The 11,595-nt window shown below is 61.7% G+C and carries 13 protein-coding genes; 9 read left to right on the forward strand and 4 right to left on the reverse strand.

What is annotated here, in order from left to right:
• The first annotated feature begins 20 nt into the window (after window positions 1-20).
• The 6 genes from SM130_RS16525 (at window position 21) to cysZ (ending at window position 3,508) form a co-directional block, all read left to right on the forward strand.
• Window positions 21-647 carry a PilZ domain-containing protein gene (locus tag SM130_RS16525; protein ID WP_102824976.1) on the forward strand — a complete coding sequence of 209 codons (627 nt, stop codon included), beginning with the start codon at window positions 21-23 and terminating at the stop codon, window positions 645-647.
• A gap of 66 nt (window positions 648-713) precedes the next feature.
• Entirely contained in the window at window positions 714-1,418 is a 705-nt protein-coding gene (gene folM / locus SM130_RS16530) for a dihydromonapterin reductase (protein WP_102824975.1), read from the forward strand.
• An 18-nt stretch (window positions 1,419-1,436) separates the two neighbouring features.
• Window positions 1,437-1,811: a dihydroneopterin triphosphate 2'-epimerase gene (gene folX, locus SM130_RS16535; RefSeq protein WP_102824974.1), complete on the forward strand. Its 375-nt coding sequence runs from the start codon at window positions 1,437-1,439 to the stop codon at window positions 1,809-1,811.
• 76 nt (window positions 1,812-1,887) lie between these two features.
• Window positions 1,888-2,181 (forward strand): DUF1244 domain-containing protein, encoded by a 294-nt coding sequence (locus SM130_RS16540; protein ID WP_102825413.1) that lies wholly within the window; start codon window positions 1,888-1,890, stop codon window positions 2,179-2,181.
• Complete coding sequence (locus SM130_RS16545; protein WP_102824973.1) at window positions 2,178-2,519, forward strand: HopJ type III effector protein; 342 nt, start codon at window positions 2,178-2,180, stop codon at window positions 2,517-2,519. Before SM130_RS16540 ends, SM130_RS16545 begins: the two co-directional genes overlap by 4 nt.
• Window positions 2,520-2,752: 233 nt before the next feature.
• Window positions 2,753-3,508, forward strand: a complete 756-nt coding sequence (gene cysZ, locus SM130_RS16550) for a sulfate transporter CysZ (RefSeq protein ID WP_102824972.1) — start codon at window positions 2,753-2,755, stop codon at window positions 3,506-3,508.
• Window positions 3,509-3,876: 368 nt separating this feature from the next.
• On the opposite strand, the gene SM130_RS16555 is transcribed toward cysZ, so the two are convergent.
• The 4 genes from SM130_RS16555 to SM130_RS16570 form a co-directional block, all read right to left on the reverse strand.
• Window positions 3,877-4,986: an NADH:flavin oxidoreductase gene (locus SM130_RS16555; protein WP_102824971.1), complete on the reverse strand. Its 1,110-nt coding sequence runs from the start codon at window positions 4,984-4,986 to the stop codon at window positions 3,877-3,879.
• Window positions 4,983-5,642: a TetR/AcrR family transcriptional regulator gene (locus SM130_RS16560; RefSeq protein WP_102824970.1), complete on the reverse strand. Its 660-nt coding sequence runs from the start codon at window positions 5,640-5,642 to the stop codon at window positions 4,983-4,985. The genes SM130_RS16555 and SM130_RS16560 overlap by 4 nt, the downstream gene beginning before the upstream one ends.
• A 138-nt stretch (window positions 5,643-5,780) precedes the next feature.
• A complete protein-coding gene (locus tag SM130_RS16565) occupies window positions 5,781-6,263 on the reverse strand; it encodes a glutathione peroxidase (RefSeq protein WP_102824969.1) in 483 nt (160 codons plus the stop codon).
• A 115-nt stretch (window positions 6,264-6,378) separates the two neighbouring features.
• Window positions 6,379-6,864: an FKBP-type peptidyl-prolyl cis-trans isomerase gene (locus SM130_RS16570; RefSeq protein ID WP_102824968.1), complete on the reverse strand. Its 486-nt coding sequence runs from the start codon at window positions 6,862-6,864 to the stop codon at window positions 6,379-6,381.
• 237 nt (window positions 6,865-7,101) lie between these two features.
• Between SM130_RS16570 and SM130_RS16575 the strand changes: the two genes are divergently transcribed.
• From SM130_RS16575 to SM130_RS16585, 3 genes are all read left to right on the forward strand, one after another.
• Window positions 7,102-8,289 (forward strand): acetate kinase, encoded by a 1,188-nt coding sequence (locus tag SM130_RS16575; RefSeq protein ID WP_102824967.1) that lies wholly within the window; start codon window positions 7,102-7,104, stop codon window positions 8,287-8,289.
• Window positions 8,290-8,451: 162 nt separating this feature from the next.
• Window positions 8,452-10,548 (forward strand): phosphate acetyltransferase, encoded by a 2,097-nt coding sequence (gene pta, locus SM130_RS16580; RefSeq protein WP_102824966.1) that lies wholly within the window; start codon window positions 8,452-8,454, stop codon window positions 10,546-10,548.
• A 131-nt stretch (window positions 10,549-10,679) separates the two neighbouring features.
• Window positions 10,680-11,588 (forward strand): acyltransferase, encoded by a 909-nt coding sequence (locus SM130_RS16585; RefSeq protein WP_102824965.1) that lies wholly within the window; start codon window positions 10,680-10,682, stop codon window positions 11,586-11,588.
• Window positions 11,589-11,595 lie beyond the last annotated feature (7 nt).

Below are 11,595 nucleotides of genomic sequence, written 5' to 3' on the forward strand. Positions count from 1 at the left end.
TTCCCTCCGAGGGTGTCCGCATGGCGGAAGATACGATACTCAGCAAAGACGAACTGTCCTTCATACGCAAGCTGATGCAGCGCAACGGCGGCAACGCGCCGGAGCGCGCAGCCGGCTTCCGGGTGGATGGCGGTGCGCATTCCAATGAGCTGCTGATGCAGCTGGCCGCAAGAGCCAACCTGTCGTTACATGCAGAATTCGAAGAATTCCGCATGTCGTTTCCGATCCAACTCCGCGAAGATGAGCTGCACAGCCTCGATCTGCAACTGGCGCCACCGGTGATCTACGAGCGCGGCCCGACCACCCGCGCCTGGCGCCTGCATCTGGACGAGCCGCTTCCCCTGTTGGAAAACGATGGCGGCGAAAGCTCGCTCAGCGTGCATGAGCTATCGCCCCACGGCCTGCTGGTTGATGCTGGCAAACATCACAAACCGCCCAAGCATTTCCACCTGCGTCTAGCCCTGCCAGATGACACGCCGCTGGAAATCGACGCCCATCGCGTTCGCGAGCTGAAGGGCGGGCTGGCGGCCTACGAAGTGGAATACACCCAGGAAAAGGACGCCGAACGCATCCGCTCCTTTCTCTACCGCCAGCACCAACGCCTGCATCCCGATTTGCAGCCTGAGCTGCCAGCCGATCTGGTGTAAGCTGCCACGCCTGTAGCGACAGCCTCAGAGCGCAGGCCGTCCGCCCATTTCAGGCAGTGGATTTACATGCATCAGGCCCCGATTCTCATCACCGGAGCCAGCCAGCGAATCGGCCTGCACTGTGCCGAACGGCTGCTGGAAGACGGCCTCCCGGTTATCGTCACCTACCGCCGCGAACGCGACAGCATCGACCGGCTTCGCGCCCTTGGTGCCCAGGCGTTGCAGGCGGATTTCAGCGACGAAGCCGGCATCATGACCTTCATCAATGCTCTAAAGCAGCGGACCGACTGCCTGCGGGCGATCGTGCACAACGCCTCCGAATGGCGCCCTGATACGCCCGGGGAGGAGGCAGAGGCGTTCCGCCAACTGTTCCAGGTGCACATGCTCGCCCCTTACCTGATCAACCTGCACTGCGCCGATCTGCTGCGTCACGGCGGGCCGGCGGACATCGTGCACATCGGCGATGATGTCACCCGCAAAGGCAGCAAGAAGCACATCGCCTACGCGGCGAGCAAGGCGGGCCTGGATAACCTCACACTGTCCTTTGCCGCTAGCTTGGCGCCGGCCATCAAGGTCAACGGCATCGCGCCCGCGCTGATCCAGTTCAACCCGGACGACGACCCCGAATACCGCAGCAAGGCGCTGGCCAAATCCGCACTGGGCATCGAACCCGGCGCCGAAGTGATCTACCAGAGCCTGCGCTACCTGCTCGATAACCCCTACGTCACCGGCACCACACTGACCGTGAACGGCGGCCGCCACCTGATCTGAAGACTGCAAGGAGATCCCATGCCCAGACTGGAACCCGCAATGGCGCGCATCCGCGTCAAGGACCTGCGGCTGCGCACCTATATCGGCATCAAGGAGGAGGAAATCCTCAATCGCCAGGACGTGCTGATCAACCTGACGATGCTCTACCCGGCCGCGGAGGCCGTGCGCGAAAACGACATTGAACAGGCATTGAACTACCGCACCATCACCAAGGCGATCATCCAGCACGTCGAAGACAATCGCTTCGCCCTGCTCGAGCGGCTGACCCAGGAGATTCTCGACTTGGTCATGCGCTATCCGCAGGTGTGCTACGCCGAGGTGGAAGTCGACAAACCCCATGCGCTGCGCTTTGCCGAGTCGGTATCGATCACGCTGGCAGCCCATCGAGATTGACCCTGCGCAAGGCTGGCCGGCCGGGCGAGCCAAGGTTATGATCCGGCCGACCTCAGCCAACGCCGAGACCCACGAGATGAACGATCAAGAACGCACCGAACTGGAAGCCGCCGCCTTCCGTCGCCTGGTCCAGCACCTGCGCACCCGCCCCGATGCCCAGAATATCGACCTGATGAACCTCGCCGGCTTCTGCCGCAATTGCCTGTCGAAGTGGTACAAGGCCGCTGCGGATGATCTGGAGGTCGAAGTCAGCATCGACCAAGCCCGCGAGGAGGTGTATGGCATGCCATACAGCGAATGGAAGAAACGTTATCAAAAGGAAGCGACTGCCGAGCAGCAGGCCACTTTCGACAAGGCACAGAAAGAATGAAAGACCTGAAGGACTTCCGCGCCAGCCTGCGCAATAGCAACCATGCATTCAGCGAAACCCTCGCCTTCATCGAGAGCGCTTACGACTATCAGCCGAGCCGCTTCGTCAACGGCACGCTGGAAAACGCGGCTGGCGAGAACGAAGGCTCTTGCAAGACCCTCGGTCTATCGCAGCTAGAAGGATTCACCACCGAAGAAGCGCTGCTGGCGTTCGGCGAGCATTATCAAGCGGTACTGGCCAATCCGAACGGCAGCGATCACCGCAACATCCGCTCGCTGATGGAAACCGGCCTACCCGGCGTGCATTTCGATTCGCAGCCGATCACACGCAAGCAATAGCGCTCTATTGCTCTGCGGGACAGAGCCGGGCATGGCCCGGCTTCTGGGGATAAAAAGGGTCATCCCAAGCACTTGGGGAAGGCTGAAAGGAGCGGATGACCCGAAAACCATTGAGCGCCACCTTAGCCATCCGCCGCCGCTGCGGATAATTCAGGTTCTGCATACGTCCCATAGTCATCGACTATCCCGCCGCGCCATCCCGTCGACCACTCACTCGCTTACAGGAGACGTCAATGTCCGTATCCGCCCTCTCCGGCCCGCAGTATCTGCGCGAAGGCCTGCGGCTGGTACTCAGCCCTGGGCTGCGTGTGTTCGTAATCCTTCCGCTGACGGTCAACGTGCTGCTGTTCTTCGGCCTGATCTGGTTTGCAGTCGGCCAATTCAGCGGCTGGGTCGACACCTTCATGCCCAACCTGCCGAGTTGGCTCGCCTTCCTGGAATACATTCTCTGGCCATTGTTCGTCGCGCTGGTCGTGCTGATGGTGTTCTTCACCTTCACCATGCTGGCCAACATCATTGCGGCGCCATTCAACGGCTTTCTGGCGGAGAAGGTCGAGGTGGTGGTACGCGGCGAAGATGCTGCGCCGCCGTTCAGCTGGGCCGAGCTGCTGGCGATGCTGCCGCGCACGATTGGTCGCGAACTACGCAAACTGGCCTACTTCGCGCCGCGTGCCCTGGCGTTGCTGGTGCTCTCGTTCATCCCCGTGCTTAATCTTGCTGCCGCGCCGCTATGGCTGCTGTTCGGCGTGTGGATGATGGCGGTGCAATACATCGACTACCCGGCGGATAACAACAAGCTGAGCTGGTCGGACATGATGGGCTGGCTGCGCCAGCGCCGCTGGCAGAGCCTGAGTTTTGGTGCAGTGACCTATGCGGCCTTGCTGGTGCCGGTGTTGAACCTGTTGATCATGCCGGCGGCGGTAGCCGGTGCCACGCTGTTCTGGGTTCGCGAAGGCGGCCCGAATCGGCAGCTCGATCGGCAAGGTTGAGCCTTGCAGTGGCATGCAGCGCTACCGGTGGCGGATTAAAGCTTTTGATTCCGGATTAAAACAATCGGTGTTGCTGCCATGTGCTTTGAGCCTTGCACCTTGTCGATCGGGGCGCTTGCCGCCTGTGCTGATGCCTCGGCTTCCAACGCCCGATCGAGCCATTCTCTCTTTATGATTCCAACGCCCCTTCGGCAAGCCAGCGCAATCGTTACGCAAGGGCGAGCCGCAGGGGGCGGTGAGAGTTCGTAAAGGCATGAATGGCCCTTTACGGCAGCCAGCTCGGCATCAACGCAGCCAGCTGGCAAAACGTGGGCAACGATGAGAATCAGGACTGGGAAATCAGGAACGCTCTCTGCTGCCCAACGCCACTACGCCAGTGTCTTCAACGCCTCGCGACTAAAGGGCAGAATGTCCTGCATCCGCCCTTCCCTGACCTTAACCGCCCAATCCGGATCGCAGATCAGCGCGCGGCCTACGGCCACCAGGTCGAACTCCTGCTTGTTCAAACGCTCCAGCAAGCCTTCGATATTGGCCGGTTGCGCCACCTTGTCGGTCTTGACCATGAACTGCAGGAATTCACCGTCCAGGCCGACGCTGCCGACGGTTATGGTCGGCTTGCCTGTTAGCTGACGGGTCCAGCCGGCGAGGTTGAGGTCCGAGCCTTCGAACTCAGGCTCCCAGAAGCGGCGTGTCGAGCAGTGAAAGATGTCCACTCCGGCTTCCGCCAACGGCGCCAGGAACTCACCAAGCTCTTCGGCCGACTGCACCAGGCGCGCGGTGTAGTCCTGCTGCTTCCACTGCGAGAAACGGAAGATGATCGGGAACTCAGGTCCCACCGCCGCGCGCACGGCCCGGATCAATTCGACGGCGAAGCGCGAGCGGTTGGCGAGGCTACCGCCGTACTCGTCGGTGCGCTGGTTGCTGCCTTCCCAGAAGAACTGGTCGACCAGGTAGCCGTGGGCACCATGAATCTCTACACCGTCCATGCCGATCGCCTGGGCATCGCGTGCGGCCTGAGCAAAGGCCTGAACCACATCGTCGATGTCCTGCTTGGTCATGCCGTGCACAACGACCTGCCCGTCCTTCTGCTTCTCCATTGGGCCGTAGCCGACTACGTCCGGCTCCGGCTCGGTGCCCTTGCGGCGTACATTGCCGACGTGCCACAGCTGCGGAACGATCTTGCCGCCGGCGGTATGCACCGCTTCAACCACAGCCTTCCAGCCAGCCAGCGCATCTTCACCGTAGAAGCGCGGCACGTGGGGATAACCGTTGGCTGCCACGTGGCCGACAGTGGTGCCTTCGGTGATGATCAAGCCGACCCCGGAGGCCGCGCGACGGCGGTAGTACTCAACCACATCGGCGGTGGGCACGCCGTTGGGCGAGAACGAACGGGTCATGGGCGCCATGACCACACGGGTCGGCAAACGGAGGGCGCCCAGTTCGAAGGGCTGGAACAAGGCTTGTACGCTGGCGGTCATGAATCGACTCCTGTGGCATTGATCAAGGTAACCGGGTGCTCACGCCCCGGCGGATTTTCTGTAGCCGGCGCCAATAAGCGCTCGAGCTGCTGGTAAAACACCTGCAGCGGGGCAACGCCGCCGCTTACTTTCATGCGCAGCAGAGCACCTTCCCAGGCGTCGCTTATGAATTCCGCCAGCGTCGGACAATCGCAGCACGAGGCGATCTCGCCAACGCTGCGCGCCTGCTCCAGGCAGGCAGCAAGCAACTCGACGGATTGCGCCAGTATCTCGCTGAGCCGATGCGCAATGGGTGGGCACAGCTCGGCCATCTCGAAACTCAGGCTGCCGATGAAGCAGTGGTATTCGGGCTTATCCTTGCGGGCGAAGTGCGCAACGAGATCGGCGTAGTAGTCGAGCACACGCTGCCGCGGGCCGATTGCACATTCGCTCAGTGCGGCCTGGTAGCGCTCCAGTCGGGGGGCGTAGATGTAATCCAGCGCTTGCAGGGCAAAATCTTCTTTGCTGCTGAAGTAGTGATAGAACGAACCCTTCGGGATACCGGCCGCATGGACGATCTCCTGTACACCGGTGCCGTGATAGCCACGGCGGGTCATTACCTGAGCGCCTCGGGAGAGGATCAGGTCGCGCTTGTCGTTGCGTGCAGGATTGGTCATGCGCTGAGGATATGACCGGTCGTCTCGCCGGCACAGCATCATCCATCCCGCTTATTCAGTGGCAACCACGGCGACGATGAGAGAACGCTAACGCGGAGAGAAAAGATACGACCGCATCTGCGGTCGCGGTCTTGCAGGTCAGGCCAGAGCGCTTTCGATCGCCTGAATCAGGGCGGCGTCATCAGGTGCGGTGCGCGGCGAAAACCGAGCCAGCACGCGGCCATCCTTGCCGACCAGAAATTTCTCGAAGTTCCAGGTGATGTCGCCCGGAAAATCAGCGCCCTCGCCTGCGAGCAACCGATACAGCGGATGCCGCTGAGGACCGTTCACCTCGAGCTTGCCACTCAGCGGAAAGCTGACGCCGTAGTTGAGGGTGCAGAACGAGCGGATCTCCTCGTCACTGCCCGGCTCCTGCGCAGCGAACTGGTTGCACGGTATGCCCAGCACGCTGAACCCGCGGGCACCGTACTGCTGCTGCAGCCGCTCGAGGCCGGCGTATTGCGGCGTCAGCCCGCACTGCGAGGCGACATTGACCACCAGCGTGATCTGATCGCCGAGCTGCGCCAGCGGCAATTCTTCACCGCCCAGGCCTGGCAACACCAATTGGTGGAATGCGCTCATGTCATCTCTCCTAACGAAAAAAACGCCCCGGCAGACGACCGGAGCGCTCTTCTTTCGATCGGCACAGCAGCCGTTCCTGCCGCTGTGCGTGCGGACGCCTAAACGGCGATCCGGATCAGTGGTGGTGGCCACCTTCGCCATGAACGTGACCGTGGGCCACTTCTTCTTCGCTGGCTTCACGCACGTCTACGACCTTGACGTCGAAGTTCAGACGCTGGCCGGCCAGCGGATGGTTGCCATCGACGATCACGTCATCACCTTCCACGTCGCGGATGGTAACGATCTGCATGCCGCCGTCAGGACCGGAGGCATGGAACTGCATGCCTACTTCCAGCTCGTCGACGCCTTCGAACATGGCGCGATTGAGGGTAGCAACCAGCTCGGGGCTGTATTCGCCGTAAGCGTCCTGAGGCTCGATGGCAACCTGGAGCTGATCGCCGCCCTGCTTGCCCTCGAGAGCCTTTTCCAGGCCCGGGATGATGTTACCTGCACCGTGCAGGTAGACCAGCGGCGCGCCGCCGGCCGAGCTGTCGATCACCTCACCGGCGTCGTTGGTGAGTGTGTAGTCGATGGAGACAGCCTTGTTAGCGGCAATCAGCATGGGCAGAACCTTCGCTTGAGAGAATGGATATGGAAGTTTAACCATCCCCCGCGCCGAATGCGAACCAGCCTTGGATGAACGGCCCCGTGCCGTTCGTCGCGCTTGTTTGCTGTGTAGTGCCAACGAATATGTGACTACAACCTTTGGATGGCATCGCTTTCGCAGCTGATGTGCAAGAATCGCCGAAAAGTATCTTTGGCACCCATTTCAATAACATTAGAGAACCAAGGAGCACCGATGTCGGCTCGTAACATCCTGGTGATTAACTGTGGCAGCTCGTCGATCAAGTTCGCTCTGGTCAACGAAGCGCAAGCGACCTTCCCGCTCCAAGGCCTGGCTGAATGCATCGGCAGTCCGGAAGCCGTCATCCACTTCGAGAGCGCCGCTGGCAAAGAAAGCGTCAGGGTGCCCGACGCCGATCATCAGGCTGCTCTGGCCCAGATACTGCCTCGCGTGGAAGAAGCCGCTGGCGGCCATCTGGACGGCATCGGCCACCGTGTAGTCCATGGCGGAGAAAAATTCTTCGCATCTTCGCTGCTCAATGACGAAACCCTGGCCGGCATCGAAGCCAACATTCAGCTGGCACCGCTGCACAACCCGGCGAACCTGAGCGGCATCCATGCTGCGATCAACCTGTTCCCGGAGCTGCCGCAGGTGGGTGTGTTCGATACCGCCTTCCACCAGAGCATGCCCGAACATGCCTACCGCTACGCCCTACCGGAAGTGCTCTATAAAGAGCACGGCGTACGTCGCTACGGTTTCCACGGCACCAGCCACCGCTACGTCAGCAACCGCGCTGCCGAACTGGCTGGCGTTGCGCCTGAAAGCAGCAGCTGGCTGGTCGCGCACCTGGGTAATGGCTGTTCCACCTGCGCGGTAGTCAATGGCGAAAGCCGCGACACCAGCATGGGCCTGACGCCCCTCGAAGGCCTGGTGATGGGTACCCGCAGCGGTGACGTCGATCCGAGCCTGCACAACTTCCTGAACAAGACGCTGGGCTGGGACCTGCCCAAGATCGACAACATGCTCAACAAGGAAAGCGGCTTGAAGGGCCTGTCTGGTCTGTCCAACGACATGCGCACCCTGGCCGAAGCCCGCCAGGCTGGTCATCCGGGCGCCGTGCTGGCTTTCGAGGTGTTCTGCTACCGCCTGGCCAAGTCGCTGTCAGCCATGGCCTGCGCCTTGCCGCAGCTGGACGGCCTGGTATTCACCGGTGGTATTGGTGAGAACTCCTCAGCCGTACGTGAGCGGACCCTGGACCATCTCAAGCTGTTCGGCTTCAAGCTCGACGCTGAAGCCAACGCACGTTGCACCCGTGGTGTCGCGGGCGAGATTCAAAGCGAAGGCAGCCCACGTGTCATGGTGGTGCCAACCAACGAGGAGCGTCAGATCGCCCTCGACACGCTGGCCCTGCTGGACGCCTGACACCGGCAGCACGCAGCGATCCCAAGACCCGACAGCCTCTGGCAGTCGGGTCTTTGCGCATGAGCGCCGCGGCAATCAGGCAGTTCCCGCCCCGGCACAAGTGCCCTAGCCTAGCCGGCGCCCAGCACCGTTCCCCGAGCACCCTGCCATCAAGGAGATGCCATGCATACAATCTTCCTCGCCCCTACCGGTTTCGGCGGCGGCCTCAATTCCATCAGCCTCGGCCTGATCCGTGCGCTGGAAAACGCCGGGCTGAAGGTCGGCTTCTTCAAGCCGATCGCCCAACCTTTCCCCGTTGATCAAGGCCGAGAGCGCTCCTGCATTCTGGTCGAGCGCACCCTGAACCTCACTTCGCCTGAGCCCCTGCCGCTGGAACAGGTGGAACGCCAGCTCGCCGATGGCGAGATCGATCTGCTGCTCGAAGACGTAATCAGTCACTACCAGCAGGTCGCGGTCGGCAAGGACGTGGTCGTCGTCGAAGGCATGGTGCCCACCCGGGAATCCAATTACACCCAGCGCATCAATACCCAGCTGGCCAAGAGCCTGGACGCTGAAGTCATCCTCATTGGCGCTCAGGGCAGCGACAGCCTCAAGCGCCTGGCCGAACGTATCGAGATCCAGGCGCAGCTCTACGGTGGCGCCAAGGACCCCAAGGTACTCGGCGTCATCCTCAACAAGGTCAAGACCGACGAAGGCCTGCCGGCTTTCCTCGACAGCCTGAAGCAGCACCTGCCACTGCTTGGCAGCCCTGAATTTCAGCTGCTCGGCGCGATTCCGTTCTCCGAAGAACTCAACGCACTGCGCACCCGTGATATCGCCGAACTACTGGGCGCGCAGGTGCTGAACGCCGGCGAAGCCGACCAGCGCCGCGTCAACAAGATCGTGCTGTGCGCGCGCGCCGTTCCGAACACGGTGCAACTGCTGCAATCTGGCGTTCTTGTGGTGACTCCGGGCGACCGCGACGACATCATCCTTGCGGCTAGCCTGGCCTCACTGAATGGCGAGAAGCTCGCCGGCCTGCTGCTGTGCAGTGACTTCGCACCGGACCCTCGTATTCTCGAGCTGTGCAAGGCCGCGCTGGATGGCGGCTTGCCGGTTATGACCGTGGAGACCAACTCCTACGACACGGCGAACAACCTGTTCGGCCTGAACAAGGAAACCCCGGCGGACGACATCGAGCGTGCCACGCGGGTTACCGACTTCATCGCCAAGCACCTGCATCCCGAGTTCCTGCACTCGCGTTACAGCGTGCCGCGCGGGGAATTGCGCATGTCGCCAGCAGCGTTCCGCTACCAGTTGGTCAAGCGTGCCCAGAATGCCGACAAGCGTATCGTGCTGCCGGAAGGCAACGAGCCGCGCACCATCCGCGCCGCCGCAATCTGCCAGGAGCGAGGCATTGCTCGCTGCGTGCTACTGGCCAAGCCGGAAGAAGTGCAGCAGATCGCTCGCGAGCAGGGCATCATCCTGCCGGCCAGCCTGGAGATCCTCGATCCGGACAGCATCGCCAATCGCTACGTCGAGCCGATGTGCGAGATGCGCAAGGCCAAGGGACTGACGCCGGACGATGCCCGTGAACAGCTGAAGGATACGGTCGTGCTGGGCACCATGATGCTCGCGTTGGACGAAGTGGACGGCCTGGTATCAGGCGCGGTGCACACCACAGCCAATACCATCCGCCCGGCTCTGCAGTTGATCAAGACCGCGCCGGGCTACAGCCTGGTGTCGTCGGTGTTCTTCATGTTGTTGCCGGACCAGGTACTGGTTTATGGCGACTGTGCCGTGAACCCCAACCCGAATGCGACCGAGCTCGCCGAGATCGCACTGCAAAGCGCCGAATCCGCCGTGGCCCTGGGCGTCAATCCGCGCGTGGCAATGATCAGCTACTCCACCGGCAGCTCCGGCAGCGGTGCGGAAGTGGAAAAAGTCGCCGAAGCCACCCGCATCGCCCAAGGCCGCGCGCCTGAGCTGCCGATCGACGGTCCGCTGCAGTACGACGCCGCCTCTGTGCTCAGCGTCGGCAAGCAGAAGGCACCAAACAGCAAGGTCGCCGGGCAAGCCACCGTGTTCATCTTCCCCGACCTGAATACAGGCAACACGACCTACAAGGCGGTGCAGCGCAATGCCAACTGCCTCAGCGTCGGCCCGATGCTGCAAGGCCTGGCCAAACCGGTCAACGACCTGTCCCGCGGTGCCCTGGTTGACGATATCGTCTTCACCATCGCGCTGACCGCACTGCAGGCCGCCAACCAGAAGGCCTAACGGCCTGATCTGCATGACGCCGCCAGGCCTTCTGGCCGGCGGCGTCACGCTCTTCCCTCTGCCGATGGTTGCAGTTCGGCGCGCAATCGCTACTCTTGGCGCCTCGAATTAGCCGTATCGTCGAGAAATTCATGCTGAGCTTCCTCCCCGCCCCACTGCGCGGCACTTTTGCCGGCTTGTTTTTGGCGCTCAACACCCTGTTCTGGTGCTGGCCGCTGTTCGCCCTGTCCCTACTCAAGCTGCTGCTTCCCATTCCGGCCATACAGCGCAGATTGCGCTTCGGCATGCATTGGCTTGCCGAGTCTTGGATCGCGGTCAACAGTTTCTGGATGGATCTGGTTCACCCGATTGAATGGGATGTGCAGGGGCTCGAGCAGGTCGACATGCATCATTCGTATCTGGTCACCAGCAATCACCAGAGCTGGGCCGACATCCTCGTGCTGCAATACCAGCTCAACCGGCGGATGCCGTTCCTCAAGTTCTTCCTCAAGCAGGAGCTGATATGGGTCCCGGTGATCGGCCTGTGCTGGTGGGCGCTGGAGTTTCCGTTCATGAAACGCTTCAGCAAGGAGTACCTGGCCAAGTACCCCGAGAAGCGCGGCGAAGACCTGGCGACTACGCGCAAGGCTTGCGAGCGTTACCGGACCAACCCGGTGTCGGTATTCAACTTCCTCGAGGGCACGCGCTTCACCGAGGACAAGCACACCGAACAGGCGTCACCCTACCGCTACCTGCTCAAGCCGAGGGCTGGCGGCATCGCCTTCGTCATTGATGCCATGGGCGAACAACTGACGGCGCTGGTCAATGTCACCATCCACTACCCCAACGGCCGCCCCAGCTTCTGGGACCTGCTGGCCGGTAATATTCATCGGGTAGTGGTGCGAATCGAGGCGCAGCCGATTCCCAGCGAATTTCTTGGCAGAAATTACGATCAGGACGAGCCGTACCGGCTGGCCTTCCAGCAATGGGTCAACGGGCTGTGGACCGAGAAGGATGGGCAGTTAGCCCAGCTGCACCGGGAATTCCCAGTGCAGCCTTGAGCGATGA

This window comes from Stutzerimonas stutzeri, assembly GCF_038561965.1.
Classification (GTDB): Bacteria; Pseudomonadota; Gammaproteobacteria; order Pseudomonadales; family Pseudomonadaceae; genus Stutzerimonas; species Stutzerimonas stutzeri_AA.